Raw genomic sequence first — 17886 nt, 5'->3', positions numbered from 1 at the left:
GGCATGCTGGACGATGTGCTAAGGCCCATCCACGGGGGGCCGGACGGGGGCCCCGAACCCCTTTACGACTTCTCCACCAACGCCAACGCCCTGGGGCCCAACCCGGTGATCCTCGGCTACCTAAAGCGGGCGGATCCGGGCCGCTACCCTGACCCCCTCTACCGGAAGCTCCGCACGGCCCTGGCGGAGGCCCACGGGGTGGCCCCGGAGCAGGTGGCGGTGGGCACGGGGACGAGCGAGCTCATCCACCGCCTGGCCCGCTGGAACTACCTCCGGGGGCCCATCCTCCTCCTCCCGCCCACCTTTAGCGAGTACGCCCGGGCGGCGAGGGCTCTGGAGCTTCCCCTCTGGGAGGCGGGAAGCCCCGAGGAGTTTTTGGACCTCCTCCCCAGAAGCTCCCTGGCCTTCCTCTGCGTGCCCAACAACCCCACGGGGGAGGTCTACCCCTTCCTGGAGGAGGCGGCGGCGCGGGCCGGGGGGGCCTTGGTCCTGGACCTGGCCTACTACCCCCTCCTGCAAACCCCTCCTCCCCTCCCCCAGAGGGCCTTCCGGCTTTATAGCCCCAACAAGGCCCACGGCCTCACGGGGGTGCGGGCGGGGTACCTGGTGGCCCCCCTGGACCTCACCCGTTTCCAACACCTGGCCCCTTCCTGGCCCGTGTCCGTCTACGGGGAGGCCCTCCTCCTGGGCCACCTGGACCCGGAGGCGCAGGCCTGGTTGGAAGGGGCCAAGGAGGAGCTTTTCCGCCTCCGCCGCCTCCTGGCCGAGGGGCTTCGGGGGCTTGGCCTCGAGGTCCGGGAAAGCCCCGCCAACTTCCTCCTGGTGCGGGTGGGGCGCGCCAGGGAGGTGGCCCTAGCCCTCCGGGCGCGGGGCATCCGGGTGCGGGACGCCACCAGCTTCGGCCTTCCCGAGTGGCTCCGGCTCTCCGCGCAGAAGGAGGAGGCCATAACGGCCCTCCTCGAGGCCCTAGAAGCGGTCCTCGCCACGGAGCGGGTAGACTGAAGGGGTGGAGGCGCTTCGGGCCTATCTGGAGGAGGCGGTGGAAAGGCTTAAGGAGGCCTTTCCCCTGGAAGCCCTCTACCTCTTCGGCTCCCATGCCCGGGGCACGGCGGACGCCCGCTCCGACCTGGACCTCCTGGTGGTGGCGGAGACGGACCTGCCTCCCCTGGAGCGTATCGGCCGGGTCCTGGAGTCCCTCCAGGATGCGCCCCTACCCGTGGAGGCCATCGTCCTGACGCCCAGGGAACTGGAGGAACGGAAGGACCTCCCCTTCCTGGCGGGGATCCTCAAGGAGGCGGTGCCCCTCTATGAGCGTGGAAAAGCGGCGGGCAGAGGCTAGGCGGTGGCTACACCAGGCCCAGGACGATTGGGAGGCGGGGGAGGCCCTCCTCCATGCCCGCAAGTTCGCCCAAGCGGCCTTCTTGGCCCAGCAGGCGGGAGAGAAGGCCCTAAAAGCGCTTTGGCTTTTCCTGGGCCTGGACCCTTGGGGCCATAGCCTCGCCCACCTCCTCCGCCACCTCCCCGAGGAGGAGGCCCCCGCCTTCCGGCACCTCCTCCCCAAAGCCCTCGCCTTGGACAAGCTCTACATCCCCACCCGCTACCCAGACGCCCTGCCCGGGCTCACCCCAAGGGAAGCGTACACGGAGGAGGAGGCCCAAAAGGCCCTAGAGGACGCCAAGGCTATCCTCGAGGCGGTGGAGGTGCGGCTTGGGCGCTAAGGCCCTAGTGGTCTGGGGCACGGGAAGCGGGGTGGGGAAAAGCCTCTTCGTGGCGGGGCTCCTCCGCCACTTCCGGAGGCTCGGCCTCAAGGCCGCCCCCTTCAAGGCCCAGAACATGGCCAACCACGCCCGGGTGGTGGCGGGGGGGGAGATGGCCACGGCCCAGTGGCTCCAGGCCCGGGCGGCGGGGGTGACCCCCGAGGTGCGCATGAACCCCGTCCTGGTGAAGCCCTTCGGGGAGCGGGGGGCCCAGGTGGTGGTCCTGGGAAGGGTGGACCCCTTCCTCTCCTCCTTACCCTGGAAGGAGCGCAAGCCCCACCTGGAAGCCCCCGTCCGGGAGGCCCTGGAGGGGCTCATGGCGGAGTACGAGCTTTTGGTCCTGGAAGGGGCGGGAAGCCCCGTGGAGCGCAACCTCTGGCCCGACCTCCCCAACCTCCAGGTGGCGGCCTGGGCGGGGGCCAAGGCCCTCCTGGTGGCGGACGTGGACCAAGGGGGGGCCTTGGGGGCGCTCTACGGCACCTGGGCCCTTTTGGGGGAGCACCGGGAACGCCTCCTTGGCTTCGCCTTCAACAAGTTCCGGGGGGACCTCTCCCTCCTGGAGCCCGCCTACGGCCTCCTGGAGGGTTGGACGGGGGTGCCCGTCCTGGGCACCCTGCCCATGCTCCCCCTGGAGCTTCCCGAGGAGGATGGCTTCCGCCACCGCCCCCGGGCGGGGGAGGGCCCTAAGGTGGCCATCCTCCGCTACCCCCACGCCGCCAACCTGGACGAGTTCTGGCCCCTATCCGAGCTCGCCCGCTTGGTCCACGCCAGGACCCCCGAGGAGGCGGAAGGGGCGGAGCTCCTGATCCTGCCGGGAAGCCGGCTTCCCGCCCGGGACCTCCCCTGGCTAAGGGGCTTCCTCCCCCTCCTCAAGCGCCACCTGGAGGCGGGAAAGCCCGTTCTTGCCGTCTGCGGCGGGGCGGAGATGCTCGCGGAGGCCATCCTGGACGAGGAGGGGGTGGAGGAGAAGGGGGTCTTCCCGGGCCTCGGCCTCCTCCCCTACCGGGTGCGCATGCGCAGGGAGAAGCGGGTGGAGGGGCGGCGGGTGCGCCTTGGGGGGTTCTCGGGCTACTGGGGGAGGCTCAACGGCCTCGAGGCGGAGGGGTACGAGATCCACCACGGGGAGGGGCTTCCCCTCTTCCACCAGGAGGGAAGCCTCCTCGCCACCTGGCTCCACGGCCTCCTGGAAAACCCCGGGGTGCAACGGGCCCTTTTCGGCCGGGAAGCCCGGGCCCTGGACGAGGCCCTGGACGCCTTGGCGGACGCCCTCGAGGCCCACCTGGACCTCGCCCGCCTCCACCGGGGCTTGGGGCTTACGGGGAGGCTTGGGCAAGGGGCGCCCCAAAGCCCCGACCCTCCCCCTAAGCCCGGCCTCGTCCTCCTCCTGGGGGGGGCGAGGAGCGGCAAGAGCCGCCAGGCCCAGCGCCTCGCCGGGCCCCACGCCACCCTCATCGCCACGGCGGAGGCCCGGGACGAGGAGATGGCGGCCCGCATCCAGCGGCATCGGGCCGAGCGCCCCCCCACCTGGGAAACCTTGGAAGCGCCCTTAGACCTGGTGGGGGCCTTGGGACAGGCCCGCCACCCCGTGGTGGTGGTGGACTGCCTCACCCTTTGGGTGGCCAACCTCCTGGAAAGGGGCCTAGACCCCCTGGCCGAGGCGGAGCGCTTCCTTAGGGCGGTGCGGGAAAGCGGCAAGCGGGTCATCGCCGTTTCCAACGAGGTGGGCCTCGGCATCGTCCCCGCCAACCCCCTGGCCCGCCGCTACCGGGACCTCCTGGGGGAGGTGAACGCCCGCCTGGCGGAGGCGGCGGAGGAGGTGTACCTCCTGGTGGCGGGGCAGACCCTTCGCCTTAAGGGGGCGAACCCGTAGCCCGGGCTACACGTGCCCGGCCACCCCCGGGCGGAAGGTAGTTTGGACAAAGGTTAGACAAGCGGCACCCCGTTACCCTAATGGGGCCCTAGAGAGGGCGAGGAGGTGCGTATGCGCAAGGTTCTTGCCTGGGTTTTGATGGCATTGGCCGGGCTCACCTGGGCCCAGGGGGCCATGGTACGGGTGGCCCACCTCTCCCCCGACGCCCCCGCCGTGGACGTGCTGGTGAACGGGCAGCGGGCCATCCAGAACCTCGCCTTCAAGGAGGTTACCCCCTATATCCCCCTACCCGCCGCCCGGGTACAGGTCCAGGTGGTGCCCGCGGGACAGGAGGGCCCCGTGGTCATTGACGCCGAGCTGGACCTGAGGGACGGGGTCTACTACACCGTGGCCGCCACGGGCTTTCTGGCGCAGATCCGGCCCCAGGTCTACACGGACGCCCTGGCGGGCCTCTTCCCCCGGGCGGGCTACGCCCGCATCCGGGTGGTGCACGCTTCCCCCGACGCCCCCGCCGTGGACGTGGCGGTGAAGGGTGGGCCGGTGCTCTTCCAAAACCTCCCCTTCCCCCGGGCGGGGCAGTACCTGGTGGTGCCGGCGGGGCGGTATGACCTCGAGGTCCGGGTGGCCGGGACCACCACCGTGGCCCTGGAGCTCCCTGGGGTAGTTCTGGAAAGCGGCAAGACCTACACCGTCTTCGCCGTGGGAAGCGTTCAGGCGGGCACCCTCACCGTGGTGCCCGTGGTGGACGCCGCCGCCCTGGGTGGCAACCGCTAGAACCGGAGGTTAGGGCCCCCAGGCCCTCCCTGGGGGCCTTTCCCATGCCCCTTCCCACCTGGCTCTCCCCCCTCCTCGCTTGCCCGCGGTGCGGGACGGGTCTGGAGGACCTCCGCTGCTCCAGGTGCGGGGCGCGCTACCCCTTTCGGGGGCCCTTTCCCGACCTGCGGATGGGGGCGGAACGCCCGTTGCTGGCCTTGGTCAACCGCTTCCCCCTCACCGCTTGGTCCTACGAGGCCTGGCGCGTGCGGTCCACCGCCCTCCTCTCGGGAGGAACCCTTTCCTTCGCCGAGGAGCTCGCCCACCTAAAGGCTTGGCTCCTCCCCATGGGTGGGCCCTTCCTGGACGTGGGCACGGGGACGGGAGTCTACCGGGAGGTCTTGGGGGTAAAGGCGGTGGGGATAGACCCCTCCCCCGCCTTCCTCAGGGTGGCCGCCCGGCGCCGGCCCGGGCCTTACCTCCTGGCCCACGGGGAAGCCCTCCCCTTTCGCGATGGGGCGTTTGCTGGGGTGGCCATAGGGCCCACCTGGAATGAGTTCCAGAACCCTAGGAGGGCAGCCCTAGAGGCTAGGCGCATTCTCCGGAAGGGCGGCAGGCTCTTCGGGATGCTCCTCCTGGGGCCCGGGGCCTCCTTGGGGCTTTTCCGGCCAAGCGGGGAGGAACTCCTTTGCCTCCTCCGGGAAGCGGGCTTCCGGGCGGAACTCCTCCGCTTCGGGCGGCTCGGCCTGGTGCTGGCCGAGGCCTAGGCCCCCGTGGTATCCTGGTCCCCAAGGGATGACCACGGAGGAACGCCTCTACAAGCTGGAGGGCATCGTGGAGGGAGTCATGGCCACCCTCCCCGACCGGGTCTCCTCCCTGGAACACCGCATGGACCTCCTGAGGCAGGAGATCAAGGCGGAAGTCGCCAGCCTGCGCCAGGAGGTGAAGGAGGAAATCGCCCGGCTGGACGCCAAGATAGACGCCTTGCGCCAAGAGGTAAAGGAAGAAATCGCCCGGCTGGACGGCAAGGTAGACTCCCTGCGCCAGGAAGTGAAGGCGGAGATCAACACCGCCCTCAACCGCCTCATGCTTTACTTCACCGCCCTGGCCGCCGCCCTTACCCTCCTCGCCTTCCTCGCACGCTAGCGCCTCCTTCCTAACCCCCGAGTCCGCCGGGGTGCAAAGCCAGGCAATCCCTTGCAAGCAAAAGCTCTGCCACCTGGCCTCGGCTTCCCGCAGGAGGGTGGCCCTCGAGGCGGGGCCACCCTTGGCGGTGCCAAGCCTCCCCCCTAGCCCGTGGGCTCCGTGGCCTCCCAAGGGACCTGAACCCAAGGGTTAGGGGCCCCCGGCGGAAGGGTCTTAACCACCTCCACGATCCCATCCCCCTTCCACCGGAAGCCCCGCAGGCAAGGTCGTTGCCTTCCCGTCCCACCGCTTCCAGCGCCGAAGGGCTAGCGCATCCACCCAAGCGCCCGAGCCCTGAAGGGTGGACGGGGCCAGGGCCTTGTGGATAGAAGGGTAACCCCGGGCCCAAAGCCTGGAAGCCCCTCGGACCACCATGGAGGCATGCGCCTCCTTGCCCTAGGCCTCCTCCTGGGATGGGCGCTTGCCGGCGCCTACCTCCACCTCCCCGGGGCCCCCACGGGCCGCCCCAGCCTGGACCGGAGCTACGCCCTGGTCTACCGCGCGGAGAACCCCCGGGCGGTGCTCCTCCTCGTACCGGGCCTCCTCGGGGGGAGCACCAACTTCGCCCTCCTGGCGGAGCGCCTGCAGCGGGAGATGCCGTGGCTGGAGGTGTGGGCCTGGGAGCGGCGGGCCAATGGCCTCGAGGACCGGAGGGGCTTCCTGGGGGAAGACCCTTTGGCCTACTACCAAGCCCTCCCCGAGCCCGACCTCTCCCCCTTGCGGGACTTCGGCCTGGAGGTCCACCTGAAGGACCTGGACCGGGCGGTGGCGGAGGCCAGGAAGCGGGCCCCCGTGGTCCTGGCCGGCCACTCCCTGGGGGCGAGCCTTGCCGTCCTCTACGCCTGGGCCCACGGGGAGGAGCTTGCGGGCCTCGTCCTCCTGGACGGCACCCTGGGGCTCGTCTCCCTCTCCCGGGAGGCCTTCCTGAAGGGCCAGGACACCCCTTTTGGCCGCCTGCCGGGCCTGGAGGACCTCCGCTCGGGGCGGGCGAGCCCCGTGTTCCAGGCCCCGGGCCTCTCCCCGAGGGACCTGGCCCTGGCGGAGGCGGAGGCCTTCCTGGCGGGGAGGCGCCCCGAGGAGCTCGTGCCCTTCGGGCCCTACCGGGCCACCCGGGAGGCCAAGGCCCTCCTCCGGGTGGACGACCACTATAGCCCTTTCCCCACCTTTAGCGTGAGCGTGGGCCGGGCCTGGGCCCGGGAGGGGCTTAGCCTCTTGGGCCTCCTCCAGGGCCGCTTGGTCCTCACGGTACGGGGGGCAAGGGCCGGGCCCATCCGCTGGCGGGATACGGGGGAGGCCACGGACCCGAGGGCCTTCCTCCGCGCCTTCGCCCGGGCGGAGACGGGGTTTTCCGAGTGGTACTTCCCCTACCGCCTCCTCCTGGAGGTGGCGGGCTACCCCCACGTGCGGCCCGACCTGAGGCCCAGGCCCCTCCCCTACCCCGTCCTGGCCCTGGGGGCGGGCCGGGGCCTCGTGGACCGGCCGGAGGGCTTCCGCCTTCCCGAGCTCTTCCCCGAAACCCTCCTCCAGGCCCAGGTCCTCCCCGGCCTCACCCACCTGGACCTCCTCACGGAGCGGGAGGGGAGGACAGCCCGGGCGCTCCGGGCGTACCTGGAACCCCTCCTAGGCCCAGGTAGGCCAGGGCCAGCCGGGCCGCCCTGAGGCCTGAAAGGGCGGCGGCGGGGATGCCCTGCCCGGGGAAGACCCCCTCCCCCACCCGGAAGGCGTTCTTGAGGAGGCGCACCCGGGGGAAGCGGAAGGGGTGGGTCTGGGGGATGCCCCCCACCCAGGCCCGGCCGGCGTAGCGCCGGTAGGTCTGGGGCGTGGCGGCGAAGAGGAAGACCGCCTCCCGAAGCCCGGGGAGAAGGGCCTCCCCGAGGGCGAGGGCCCTTTCCTGCCAAAGGGCTTTGGCCCGCCGGTACCCCTCCCGGTCCAGCCCCTCCCAAAGGGCCAGGGGCGTGTGGAGGGAGAGGCCAAACACCGTGCTTTCCCCCTCGGGCCGCAAGGAGAGGAAGGCGAAGGGCCTTTCCCTTGCGTTTTGCCGGTAGTAGGGGGGCGGCACCCGGAAGGGCAGGACGCCGTAGACCACGAAAGCGCCCCACGCATCCCGGGGAACCCGCTCCGGGAGGCCAAGAAGGGGCTCGGGGGGGACGTTCAGGACGAAAACCTCCCCCGCCACCACCTCCCGCTCCCCCCGGCGCCTTCCCCCGTAGGCCACCTCCACGCCATACGCCTTGCCTTCCCGGTGGAGGAGCCGCAGGGCCCTGGCCCTGTACCGCACCTCGAGGCCCTCCGCCAAGGCCTCGGCCAGGCGGCCCAAGTAGGGGGGAAGGGCCGCCCCCAGGTGGGGCAGGTCCAAGGCCAGGGCGGCGTAGAGGGCGTAGGGGTCCTCCGTCTGGGCGCTGATGAGGAGCTGCGCCCCGAGGAAAAGGCGGAAGCCCGGGTCCTCCGGGGCCCGCCTCGAGGCCCCCACCAGGAGGTCTGGGAGGAGGGGGAAAAGCCCGGGAAGAGTGCGGAGGAGGATGGGCGCCTCCTCGGGCTCCGGGGGCCAGGGGAGGCGGGGGGCCAGGGCGAGGAGGCGCTCCGCCCGGTCCTGTTGCCAGGCCCAAAAGGGGAGGACCCCCTTTCCGAAAAAGTCCACCTGCGCCTCCCGCTCCGCCTCCCGCCCCACGGGCCGCACCAGGGGGCCTCGGGGTAGGAGGACCTGGAGGAGGGGGAAACCCTCGGGCAGGGGCTCAAAGGGGAGTGCCACCCCCGCCGCCTCCAGGGCCAGGGCCAAGGGGGCGCCAGGGGCGAGGCCCGTGAGGAGGGTGGCCCCCGCCTCAAAGCGAAAGCCCCGGTGGTAAAAGCTACCCGCAAGCCCCCCTGGGTAGGTGTGGGCCTCCAGCACCACCACCTCGAGGCCCGCCCGCCGCAGAAGGCGGGCCGCCACCAGCCCCCCAACCCCCGCCCCCACCACCACCGCCCGCACGCCCCCTAGGCTAGGGGCTCCAGGAGGGAAAGACCTTTGCCCGGGCTATACTGGGAGCGGTGCGGCCCGAGGCGGAAAACCTCCTCGCCCAGGCCCGGGAGGACCTCTTGACGGCGGAAACCCTCCAGGTGGCGGTCGCTACTACGCCGCCTTCTTCGCCCAGCAGTCCGCGGAAAAGGCCCTGAAGGCCCTTTCGGTGGAGCGCCTGCGCACCCACCCCCGCTCCCACGACCTCCTGGCCTTAGCGGAGGCGCTCGGCGCCCCCGAAACGGTGTGCGAGGCCGCCCGCCTCCTCACCCCCGACTACACCTTAAGCCGCTGCCCCAATGTGGCGGGCACCTTGCCCGCCCGGCTCTACGGGAAGGCCCAGGGCCTGGCGCGCCTCGAGGCGGCCCGGGAGGTGATCCGGTGGGCGGAAGCGGGCTTGAACGCTTGAGGGAGGCCCTCTCCCGGGCCCCCTTCCCCATCGCCCTGGCCCTCCTCTTCGGCTCGCGGGCCCGGGGGGAAGCCCTCTTGGAAAGCGACTACGACCTCCTCGTGGTCTCCCCCGCCTTCCGGGGGATGGACTACCTGGACCGCCTTCTCCTCCTCCACCGCACCCTTCCCCTGCGGCACGTGGACTACGTGGCCCTCACCCCCGAGGAGTGGGCCGCGCGAAAGGGGGAGCTCGGGGTGGTGGGGGAGGCGGCGCGGGAAGGGATCGTCCTCCTGGAAAACCCTTTCCCACCACCATCCCCGTAGGGGAGCAGGGCTAGGCTAGGGGCGTGCGGGTCCTGGTCACCGGCGCCACGGGATACGTGGGGGGAAGGCTCGTGCCCCGGCTTCTGGAAAGGGGCCACAGGGTGCGGGTCCTGGTGCGGGATGCCCGCCGTTTGGAAGGCCGCCCCTGGGCGGGGCAGGTGGAGGTGGTGGAGGGGAGCCTCGAGGACGAAGCGGCCCTCCTCCGGGCCCTGGAGGGGGTGGAGGCCGCCTACTACCTGGTGCACGCCATGCTCTCGGAGACCCGCTTCCAGGAGGCGGAGGAGCGCCAGGCCAAGGCCTTCGCCCAGGCGGCCCAAAGGGCGGGCCTCCCCCACGCCATCTACCTGGGGGGGCTCCTGCCCCGGACGGGAAGGCCCTCCCCCCACCTGGCGAGCCGGGCCCGGGTGGGGGAGATCCTGCGGGCGGGGGTGCCCACCACGGAGTTCCGGGCCGGGCCCATCGTGGGCTCGGGCTCGGCCAGTTTCGAGATGGTCCGCTACCTCACGGAGCGCCTCCCCGTAATGGTGGCCCCCCGCTGGGTCCTCAACCCCGTCTCCCCCATCGCTATCCGGGACGTCCTGGCCTACCTCCTCCTGGCCCTGGAGCGGGGGCCTTCGGGGGTGGTGGAGGTGGGGGCCCCGCCCCTCACCTTCAAGGCCATGATGGAAACCTACGCGGAGGTGCGGGGCCTTAAGCGCCTCATCCTCCCCGTGCCCGTCCTGGCCCCGAGGCTTGCCGCCCTTTGGGTGGGCCTCGTCACCCCCATTCCCAACCGCCTGGCCCTGCCCCTGGTGGAGGGCATCCTCCACCCCCTGGTGGCGGACACCGCCCGGGCCAAGGCCCTCTTCCCCGAGGTGGACCCCATCCCCTATCGGCAGGCGGTAGCCTTGGCCCTGGAGCGCATCGCCCTGGGCGAGGTGGAGACCCGTTGGTCCGGGGCCCTCCAGGGGCGGGGTTACTTCCTGGAGGACCGGGAGGGGGTCATCCGCGAGGTGCGCACCCTCCCCGTCCAAGCGCCCCCCGAGAGGGTCTACCGGGTCTTCGCCTCCCTGGGGGGCGAGCGGGGCTGGCTCGTCTGGGGCTGGGCCTGGGCCCTGAGGGGGCTCGTGGACCGGCTCCTGGGGGGCCCGGGCTTAAGGCGGGGCCGGCGCCACCCCACCCTCCTCCTCCCCGGGGAGGCGGTGGACTTCTGGCGCGTGGAGGCGGTGGAGCCGGGCCGCCTCCTCCGCCTCAGGGCGGAGATGCGCCTGCCCGGGAAGGCGTGGCTGGAGTGGCAGGCCCTCCCGGAAGGGGAAGGTTGCCGCCTGGTCCAGACCGCCTATTTCGCCCCCATGGGCCTCACGGGCTTCCTCTACTGGTGGTCGCTCTACCCCATCCACGCCCGCATCTTCAGCGACCTGGCCCGGGCCATCGCCAAAGAGGCGGAGAAGCCGGGCTAGCCTTAGTCCAAGCTACAAAGGGCTTCCTCCTCCTTCCCTAGGCTTAGGGCATGCGCGTCCTGGTGCTCGGGGCCACGGGAGGCCTAGGGGGGGCCCTGGCCCGGGCCCTGAGGGGCTACGAGCTCCTCCTTTCGGGCCGGCGAACGGAGGCCCTGCGGGGGTTGGCGGAGGAGGTGGGAGGGAAGCCCCTACCCGCTGACCTCGCCGACGAACTGGAGGCCCAGGCCCTCCTGGAGGAGGCGGGGCCCCTGGACCTCCTCCTCCACGCGGTGGGGGCAGCGGGGCGGGCCCCGGTGCGGGAAACCCCAAGGGACCTCCTGGAGGGGATGCTCTCGGCCCACCTCCTCACCGCCCACCACGCCCTCAAGCACGCCCGCTTCCGGCCCGGGGCCCGGGCCGTCTTCTTCGGCGCCTACCCCGCCTACGTGCGGGTCCCCGGCTTCGCCGCCTACGCCGCGGCCAAGGGGGCCCTCGAGGCCTACCTGGAGGCGGCCCACAAGGAGCTCCGCCGGGAAGGGGTCCATCTCGTCCTGGTGCGCCTCCCCGCCGTGGCCACGGGGCTTTGGACCCCCCTCGGGGGCCCGCCCAAAGGGGCCCTCACCCCCGAGGAGGCGGCGAGGAGGGTGTTGGAGGCCGTCCTCGCTGAGCCTCCGCCCGAGGTCCTGGAGGTGTAGCCGTGGAAGCCCGCTACCAGGCCCACTTCTATCCCATGCGCCTCGCCCTCCTCGCCGTGGGGGAGAACTTCATGCCCATGGCCTGGTGGACCCCCGTGTCCAAGGCCCCCTTCCGCTTCCTCCTGGCCGTGGACCGGAAGAACCACACCCTAAGCCTCCTCCGGGAGCTCGGCGAGGGGGCGCTTTGCTTTCTGCCCTGGGAGGCGCGGGCCTGGGTGGTGCGGGCGGGTTACCTCTCGGGGCGGCGCGTGCGCAAGGCGGATAGGCTCCGCGTGCCCCTTAGGCCCGCCCGGGCCCTCGCCCGCACCCTGGTGCCCGAGGAGGCGCTCGCCGTGTTTGAACTGAAGGTGGCGGAGTGGCCCACGGACGGGGACCACGCCCTCTTCCTGGGGGATGTGGTCCACGCCGAGGGAAGCCCCGAGGCCAAAAGGCGGCCCATCCTCTTCCTGGGCTTCCGGGACTTCGCCACCTTGGGGGAGACCTGGAGGTTCCGCCCATGAGAGTGGGGGCCGCTTTCCTCTTCCTTCTGGCCTTCGCCCAAGCCCCCTACGCCGTGGAGGGCGTGGCCCGCTACCGGGGCTACTACCCCCTAGGGAGCTGGGAGGGGGTGAACCCCACGGCCCGGGGGGAGGTCTGGTGGGACGGGGAGGAGGCCTCGGGAAAGGTCTGCCTGGCGCAGGCGGCCTGGGACTCGGGAAACGGCGAAAGGGACAAGAAGGCCCGGGAGATCCTCCGGGCAAAGGAATACCCCGAGGCCTGCCTCTACCTCAAGCGGGCCTACTTCGCCCAAGGGCGGTTCGTGGTGGAGGGGGAGCTCTCCCTGGCGGGCCTCAGGCGCCCCGTGCGGGTGGAGGGGGAGCTCTTGCCGAGGGGGCCGGGCTACCGCTTCCAGGGCCGCTTCGTCACCCGCTTTTCCGACTGGAACCTGGAGCGCCCCCGCTTCCTCTTCCTGGAGGTGCGGGACGAGGTGGAGGTCCTCCTCGAGGCGGAGGTCCGGCGGTGATCCGCCTGGGCTACCCCTGCGAGAACCTGACCCTCGGGGCGAGCACCAACCACACCCTGCACCTCGCCTCCCTCACGGAGGAAAGGGTGCGGGCCAAGGTGGCGGAGAACCTCTCGGACCTGGAGCGCATCCTCCGCTGGAACGCCTCCCATGGCTTCCGCCTTTTCCGCATCGGCCAGCACCTCATCCCCTTCGCCTCCCACCCCGCCTTCCCCTACGCCTGGGAGCGAGCCCACGGGGCGGAGCTTGGCCGCCTCGGGCGCCTGGCCAGGGCCCTGGGGATACGGCTTTCCTTCCACCCGGGGCAGTACGTGAACCCGGGAAGCCCAAACCCCCAGGTGGTGGAGCGCTCCCTGGCGGAACTCCGCTACTCCGCCCGCGCCCTCACCCTCCTCGGGGCGGAGGACGGGGTTTTGGTCCTCCACCTGGGCGGGGCCTACGGGGACCCAAGGCGGGCCCTCCGGCGCTTTGTGGAAAACCTCAAGGCGGAAAGGGAGGTCCTCCGCTACCTGGCCCTGGAGAACGACGAGCGGCTTTGGCCCGTGGAGGAGGTCCTTAAGGTGGCGGAGGCCTTGGGCGTGCCCGTGGTGGTGGATACCCTCCACCACGCCCTGAACCCGGGCCGGCTTTCCCTGGAGGAGGCCCTGCGCCTCGCCTTCCCCACCTGGCGGGGTAGGCCCAAGGTCCACCTGGCAAGCCAGGACCCGGCCAAGCGCCCCGGGGCCCACGCCTTCCGGGTCCTGGAGGCGGACTGGGAGCGGCTCTTGCGGGCGCTCCCTGGACCCGCCGACCTCATGGTGGAGGCCAAGGGGAAGGAACAAGGGCTCCCGCCGGGGGCTTTGGCCCTTTTGGCCCCGGCCGCGCAGGGCGAGGAGCCCCTTACTCCTCCAACGCCTCCCAAAGCGCCCTGAGCCGCGCCTCCACCAGGCGCCGCTTCTTGGGGAGGGCCTCGAGGTCAAGCCGGGCAAGCTTCGCCACCACCTCCTTGTACCAAGGCTTGGGCGCCTCCTCCCGCCTTAAAGCCTCCCGCACCCTGGCCTTCAGGTCCCGCAAGGAAAGCCTCGCCTTCACCTCCTCCAAGAGGGCCTTCCGGAGAGCGTCGTCCTTCACCTTCTTCAGTTCCAAGGCGGCGGTGTAGGGGATGGCGCCCTGCTCCAGAGCCTCCTTCAGGTCTTCGGGAAGCGTCAAGAGGGGGAGGCGGTTCTGGACAAAGGACTCCCAGGTCATCCGCCCCAGGACGCGGAAAACCTCCTCCACCCTCCGGGCCTCCGGGCTACCCATAACGTTATGGGTAGCCTTACCCCCCCTCTCGTTCCGCATCCGGTGGAGGAGGCGCACCACCTCCTCCCGATCCCTCCCGTGCCCGTAGGCATCCCAGCCTGGCGGCAGGCCCAGGGCAAAACCGCACCTAGGCTCCAGAGCGCCCCCTGCCACCCTAGTGGGGATCCTCTTTCCGGTCATGCCCCGGGACCAAGAGCCTACGAAGACACTTGGCCTTCTTCCACTCCGGGCTATCCCTTACCAAGTACCTGAGCAGGCGTCCTGCGCCCGAGGGGCGTCCTATCAAAGTCGCCGTCAAAACTGACCAAGATCAAGCCGTACTTTTCCACCGCCCTGTACTGATAGGCATCGTCAAAATCCAACCGATACCGCTCCATGGTCGCAACCAGGTCCGGCATATCCTCAGGGCTTAGGCGAACGAGGGAAACGGCCCCCTCCAGGAATGCATCCCGGACGAACAAGACGAAGGCATCCGACCTGCCAAGCCGGCCAAGCACGATACCAATGGAGTGGAGGAAGAAGTCCGTTAGGCATAACTGGTCCGAGGGGGTTTGGGCCAAAAAGGCTCCGACCTCCTCCGCCCGCTCCTACTCCAGGAAGCGCTCCAACCAGACGTTCGTGTCCACCAGATACATGGCTCAATCGCCCCTCCACCGCAACGCCTCTTTCTGAAGCTCTAGCGCAGTGTACTGACTGCGGTACTCCCGGAGCGCTCCCGCCCAATCTTGTCGCAACGGACGTGCTTGCTTGCGGCGCCGCTTTTCCAGCAAGAACTCCGCGAAGTCGGCAACCTCCCGTTGCAATTCGGGCGGCAACTGCTGAAGCAACTCCTCAAGCCTTCCCATACGTCTTCCTCCCTTCTACCACCCTTGGGCCACCTCTCCAGGCCCGGGGGCACCTTCAGGCGTCCCAAGAGTAACGGTCTCTTCTGGGGAACGCAGAAGCCCCCAAACCCTCAGAGAAGCACGGCTTCCAGCTCCCTCAGCTTCTCTTCCACCAGGCGGCGCTTCTTGGGGGGGAGGGCCTCGAGGTCAAGCCGGCTAAGCCTCGCCACCACCTCCTTGTACCAGGGCTTGGGCGCCTCCTCCCGCCTTAAGGCCTCCCGCACCCTGGCCTTCAGGTCCCGCAAGGAAAGCCCCGCCTTCACTTCTTCCAGAAGGGCCTTCCGAAGGCCATCGTCCTTCACCTTCTTGAGCTCTAAGGCGGCGGTGTAGGGGATGGCACCTCCTTCCAGGGCCTCCTTCAGGTCCTCGGGAAGCCTCAAGAGGGGGAGGCGGTGCTTCACGAAGGAGTCCCAGGTCATTCGTCCGAGGAGGCGGAAGACCTCTTCCACCTTCTGGGCCTCTGGGCTACCCCCAACGTTGGGGGTAGCCTTACCCCCCTTCTCGTTCCGCATCCGGTGGAGGAAGCGCACCACCTCGTCCCTGCTCTTCCCAAGCTCCAGGGCCAGGAGGTCCAGGACCCCGATGGTTTCCTCGTAGGGGTTCAGGTCCTCCCGCTGGAGGTTCTCCATGAGGGCGATGGCAGAGGCGGCCTTCTCCTCCACCTCCAGGACCACCACGGGGACCTCCTTAAGCCCCGCCATCCCCGCCGCACGGTAGCGCCTTTCCCCGGCGATAATCTCGTACTTCCCGCCCTCCACGGGGCGAACCAGGAGGGGCTCCAGGACCCCTTGGGCCCGGATGGACTCGGCCAGGGCCTGGAGGGAGGCCTCGTCAAAGCGGCGGCGGGGTTGGGGGCGGGGAACAAGCTCGCTCAGGAGGGCCACGGAGGATGCAGGGCGTTTGGCCTCCTCCACCAGTCCCTTGAGGTAGGCCCGGATGGCGCTCACGCCACCACCTCCTCAAAGCGGAAGACCCTCTCCAGGAGGAAGTCGGCGAGCCGGGCGACCTCCTCCGCCGCCTCCTTGTCCCCCGTGAGGTGGATGGGCACCCCCTCCTCCGTGGCACGGCGGTGTGGGCCAGGCCGGTAGGCCATCCGAGGGGTTACGGGAGCGATTTCCTCCAGCTCTTGGATGGTCTCCAGCACCCGGTTGTCGCCGGCGGTGCGGGCGTCGTACTTGGTGGGGATGAAGGCGCGGATGATATGGCCCCGCCCCGACACCGCCTCGGGGTCCACCTTGCGCAGGGCCTCCCGGTACTCCTTGGCCACCCCGATCACCGCCTTTAGCGCCTGGATTCCCTTGGCCCCCGTCTCCACGGGCACCAGGAGCCCGTCCCCCGCCAGGGCGGCCATCACCGCCAAGGAGCCCAGGGAGGGCAGGGAGTCCACGAAGACCAGGTCGTACCGCTCCAGCTTTTCCAGGGCGGTGCGCAGGGCCAGGGCGCCCAAGGGCTTCCGGTCCAGCTCCAGCTCCCCCACCGCCAGGTTCACGGAGGCGGGGACCAGGTAAAGGTTACGGCCCACCTCCTTGGGCGGGGGGAGGAGGTCCTGGCGGATGACCCGAAGGAGGGTTTCCTCGTCCTGAACGCCGCTCGGGTCCACGCCGAGCCAGGCGGTGAGGTTGGCCTGGGGGTCGGCGTCAATCAGGAGAACCCGGTACCCCCTCGAGGCCAGCTCAAACCCCAGGTCCCGGGCCAGGGAGGTCTTCCCCGCCCCGCCGGCGTGGGTGAAGAGGGTGTAAACCTGCGTCCTCCGCTCGGGACCGTCCACCTCCTCGGGGATGTACCAGTAGTGGCCCAGGCGCACCGCCGCCAGCCTGCCCTCCTTGATCCACCTCCGGGCCAGGCTCTCCGACATCCCCTCTTTGCGGGCCCACTCCGTGAGGGGAACCAACCTTTCCCGTTTCATGAGGGAAGGATACCAGGTATGTGCGCTTTTCGGCAACCAGGCTCTGACGGTTCCCACACAAGAACCCCGGCCCTACCGAAAGGCAAAACGCACCACCCAGACCACCTCGCACGCCCCGGCCCCCGTGTCCTGGCGGGTGGTGGAGGTCCGCCAATAGGACCCATCCGGCCCGTAGACGTCCACCAGGTAGCCCTCGAGGCGCACCACCTGGCCAGGGCGCACCCGGCCCATGGCCCGCTCTATCCCTGGGCTTGCCGGCACGAGGTGCATGTTGGCGCTATGCTCCACGATCTCCCTCAAAGGGATGGGGGGCTCCCCGGAGCCAGCGTAGAAGTAGAAGCGGTCCGCCTGCCAGATGCGCATGCGGCGGAGAACGGCGGTGTCCGACATCCGTCCCCAGCCCAGGGCGAAGTCCCAAGGGGCGACCGCCGCCCACCGGTCAAAGCGGTAGCGGCGCTTGGCGAGGAGACGGGCCTCGAGGCCGAACCGGGCCACGGGGATTAGCCGGTAGGGGCCCTTCACCAGGGCACGGGGATCTTCCGGCCCCAAGGGCTCCTGCACCGGGGGATGGGGCGCCAGGACGCCTGGCGGCGGGGGCTTGGGCCGCTGCCAAAACCAGGCCGCCACGAGGAGGAGGGCCAGGACCACAAGGAGCCTACCCATCCCCCTCCCTCGGGGCGAACACCTTGGCCCGCCCGTAGCCCAGGGCAGTCTTGGCCCCCACCCCGGCGAAGAAGGCGAAGCGCCCCAAGGCCCAAAGCCAAGCCCGCTCCTCCTCCGTGGCCCTAGGGAGGTGGTAGACCACCCGGCCCACGAAGCCCACGGTGTCCACCTCCGTGGCCGCCCTCAGGGTGCGCCCCTCCAGCCAGCGCACCGTGGTCCTCTCCAAGAGGGCCTCCCGCACCTCCTCTGGGGCCTTGAGGGTGCCGAAGGCCTCGAGGCGCCGTAAGAGGCTCTCCATCACCAGCCTAGGCTCGGGGAGAGGGTAGTGCACCCCCTTGCGGCGGAAGAAGGTGGGGGCGTGGAAGCGCAAGGGGAGGTCCGGCCCTAAGGGGTTCTGGAAAAGCCTCGGGTAGGTGGTGACCCCCGCCCAGGGGTGTCCCTCCTGGAGCACGGCCTTGAGGCGGAAGGGGGTCCCCAGGCGCACCTCCTGGCCCTCGAGGGCGAAGAGGGTAGGGGAGAGCCGGGCATAGAGGTCCTCCCTTAGAAAGCTCACCCGGGCCCAGTAAGCCCCCTCCTTCCCCCCAAACCCCAGGGCAAAGGGGTTTTCCCCCTGGTCGTGCACCTCGGGGGCCACCTCCCGCAGGAGCCCGTAGAAAAACCCCCTTAGGCCCAAGGGCTCGGGCGGGGCCTCGCCCTCCAGGAGGAGCACCAGCGCCGCCAAGACCATGGCCCGATTGTACCCATTCGGCCCCGGTGCCCATC

General features: G+C 70.6%; 22 protein-coding genes and 2 pseudogenes. 16 read left to right on the top strand and 8 right to left on the bottom strand.

The annotated features are described in order from the left end of the window. Window positions 1-3: 3 nt before the first annotated feature. From L0C60_RS00410 to L0C60_RS00375, 8 genes are all read left to right on the top strand, one after another. Window positions 4-1002: a pyridoxal phosphate-dependent aminotransferase gene (locus tag L0C60_RS00410; protein ID WP_234508037.1), complete on the top strand. Its 999-nt coding sequence runs from the start codon at window positions 4-6 to the stop codon at window positions 1000-1002. A gap of 4 nt (window positions 1003-1006) precedes the next feature. Then, the gene (locus tag L0C60_RS00405) at window positions 1007-1339 is read left to right on the top strand and encodes a nucleotidyltransferase domain-containing protein (protein ID WP_234508039.1); all 333 of its coding nucleotides are present in this window, start codon (window positions 1007-1009) and stop codon (window positions 1337-1339) included. Continuing rightward, complete coding sequence (locus L0C60_RS00400; RefSeq protein WP_234508041.1) at window positions 1308-1718, top strand: HEPN domain-containing protein; 411 nt, start codon at window positions 1308-1310, stop codon at window positions 1716-1718. Before L0C60_RS00405 ends, L0C60_RS00400 begins: the two co-directional genes overlap by 32 nt. Continuing rightward, window positions 1708-3627 (top strand): cobyric acid synthase, encoded by a 1920-nt coding sequence (locus tag L0C60_RS00395; RefSeq protein WP_243092373.1) that lies wholly within the window; start codon window positions 1708-1710, stop codon window positions 3625-3627. The genes L0C60_RS00400 and L0C60_RS00395 overlap by 11 nt, the downstream gene beginning before the upstream one ends. A gap of 111 nt (window positions 3628-3738) precedes the next feature. Beyond that, complete coding sequence (locus tag L0C60_RS00390; RefSeq protein ID WP_234508045.1) at window positions 3739-4401, top strand: DUF4397 domain-containing protein; 663 nt, start codon at window positions 3739-3741, stop codon at window positions 4399-4401. Window positions 4402-4445: 44 nt separating this feature from the next. Then, window positions 4446-5147 carry a class I SAM-dependent methyltransferase gene (locus tag L0C60_RS00385; RefSeq protein WP_234508047.1) on the top strand — a complete coding sequence of 234 codons (702 nt, stop codon included), beginning with the start codon at window positions 4446-4448 and terminating at the stop codon, window positions 5145-5147. Between the two features lie 28 nt (window positions 5148-5175). Further along, on the top strand, window positions 5176-5526 hold the full coding sequence (locus L0C60_RS00380; RefSeq protein ID WP_234508048.1) for an endoribonuclease YicC domain-containing protein: 351 nt from the start codon (window positions 5176-5178) through the stop codon (window positions 5524-5526). A 420-nt stretch (window positions 5527-5946) separates the two neighbouring features. Next, complete coding sequence (locus tag L0C60_RS00375; protein ID WP_234508050.1) at window positions 5947-7224, top strand: alpha/beta fold hydrolase; 1278 nt, start codon at window positions 5947-5949, stop codon at window positions 7222-7224. On the opposite strand, the gene L0C60_RS00370 is transcribed toward L0C60_RS00375, so the two are convergent. Beyond that, window positions 7130-8533, bottom strand: coding sequence for a phytoene desaturase family protein (locus tag L0C60_RS00370; RefSeq protein WP_234508052.1), 1404 nt, complete (start codon window positions 8531-8533; stop codon window positions 7130-7132). The two genes, L0C60_RS00375 and L0C60_RS00370, sit on opposite strands and share 95 nt — an antisense overlap. Before the next feature lie 59 nt (window positions 8534-8592). Here L0C60_RS00370 and L0C60_RS12740 point away from each other — a divergent pair, with 59 nt between their 5' ends. From L0C60_RS12740 to uvsE, 8 genes are read left to right on the top strand one after another with little or no spacing between them, the layout of a single operon-like run. Further along, on the top strand, window positions 8593-8718 hold the full coding sequence (locus L0C60_RS12740) for a hypothetical protein (RefSeq protein ID WP_267962833.1): 126 nt from the start codon (window positions 8593-8595) through the stop codon (window positions 8716-8718). 11 nt (window positions 8719-8729) lie between these two features. Then, window positions 8730-8969, top strand: coding sequence for a hypothetical protein (locus L0C60_RS00365; protein ID WP_234508054.1), 240 nt, complete (start codon window positions 8730-8732; stop codon window positions 8967-8969). Beyond that, a complete protein-coding gene (locus L0C60_RS00360; protein WP_243092372.1) occupies window positions 8966-9274 on the top strand; it encodes a nucleotidyltransferase domain-containing protein in 309 nt (102 codons plus the stop codon). The genes L0C60_RS00365 and L0C60_RS00360 overlap by 4 nt, the downstream gene beginning before the upstream one ends. 23 nt (window positions 9275-9297) lie before the next feature. After that, a complete protein-coding gene (locus L0C60_RS00355; RefSeq protein ID WP_234508058.1) occupies window positions 9298-10713 on the top strand; it encodes a DUF2867 domain-containing protein in 1416 nt (471 codons plus the stop codon). Window positions 10714-10763: 50 nt separating this feature from the next. Continuing rightward, window positions 10764-11387, top strand: coding sequence for an SDR family NAD(P)-dependent oxidoreductase (locus tag L0C60_RS00350; protein ID WP_234508060.1), 624 nt, complete (start codon window positions 10764-10766; stop codon window positions 11385-11387). Between the two features lie 2 nt (window positions 11388-11389). Further along, window positions 11390-11887, top strand: coding sequence for a flavin reductase family protein (locus L0C60_RS00345; RefSeq protein ID WP_234508062.1), 498 nt, complete (start codon window positions 11390-11392; stop codon window positions 11885-11887). Beyond that, on the top strand, window positions 11884-12390 hold the full coding sequence (locus tag L0C60_RS00340; protein WP_234508064.1) for a YceI family protein: 507 nt from the start codon (window positions 11884-11886) through the stop codon (window positions 12388-12390). The genes L0C60_RS00345 and L0C60_RS00340 overlap by 4 nt, the downstream gene beginning before the upstream one ends. Beyond that, window positions 12387-13301 carry a UV DNA damage repair endonuclease UvsE gene (gene uvsE / locus L0C60_RS00335; RefSeq protein ID WP_234508066.1) on the top strand — a complete coding sequence of 305 codons (915 nt, stop codon included), beginning with the start codon at window positions 12387-12389 and terminating at the stop codon, window positions 13299-13301. The genes L0C60_RS00340 and uvsE overlap by 4 nt, the downstream gene beginning before the upstream one ends. On the opposite strand, the pseudogene L0C60_RS00330 reads toward uvsE, so the two are convergent. The 7 genes and pseudogenes from L0C60_RS00330 to cas6 form a co-directional block, all read right to left on the bottom strand. Next, window positions 13270-13749 (bottom strand): annotated as a pseudogene (locus L0C60_RS00330) (ParB/RepB/Spo0J family partition protein); the annotation flags it as partial. The gene uvsE and the pseudogene L0C60_RS00330 overlap by 32 nt on opposite strands. Window positions 13750-13901: 152 nt before the next feature. After that, window positions 13902-14237: pseudogene (locus L0C60_RS12940) on the bottom strand (PIN domain-containing protein); the annotation flags it as partial. Between the two features lie 72 nt (window positions 14238-14309). Then, entirely contained in the window at window positions 14310-14516 is a 207-nt protein-coding gene (locus L0C60_RS00325) for a DUF2281 domain-containing protein (protein ID WP_234508068.1), read from the bottom strand. A gap of 110 nt (window positions 14517-14626) precedes the next feature. Next, complete coding sequence (locus L0C60_RS00320; RefSeq protein WP_243092371.1) at window positions 14627-15502, bottom strand: ParB/RepB/Spo0J family partition protein; 876 nt, start codon at window positions 15500-15502, stop codon at window positions 14627-14629. After that, window positions 15499-16461 carry an AAA family ATPase gene (locus tag L0C60_RS00315; RefSeq protein WP_234508071.1) on the bottom strand — a complete coding sequence of 321 codons (963 nt, stop codon included), beginning with the start codon at window positions 16459-16461 and terminating at the stop codon, window positions 15499-15501. The genes L0C60_RS00320 and L0C60_RS00315 overlap by 4 nt, the downstream gene beginning before the upstream one ends. 72 nt (window positions 16462-16533) lie before the next feature. After that, window positions 16534-17124: a hypothetical protein gene (locus L0C60_RS00310; protein ID WP_234508073.1), complete on the bottom strand. Its 591-nt coding sequence runs from the start codon at window positions 17122-17124 to the stop codon at window positions 16534-16536. Next, window positions 17117-17851, bottom strand: a complete 735-nt coding sequence (gene cas6 / locus L0C60_RS00305; protein WP_234508075.1) for a CRISPR-associated endoribonuclease Cas6 — start codon at window positions 17849-17851, stop codon at window positions 17117-17119. The genes L0C60_RS00310 and cas6 overlap by 8 nt, the downstream gene beginning before the upstream one ends. Window positions 17852-17886: the final 35 nt, after the last annotated feature.

This window comes from Thermus hydrothermalis (assembly GCF_022760925.1).
GTDB lineage: Bacteria > Deinococcota > Deinococci > Deinococcales > Thermaceae > Thermus > Thermus hydrothermalis.
The sequence above is the reverse complement of the archived record's forward strand: the minus strand, read 5'-3'. Positions and strand labels throughout refer to the sequence as shown.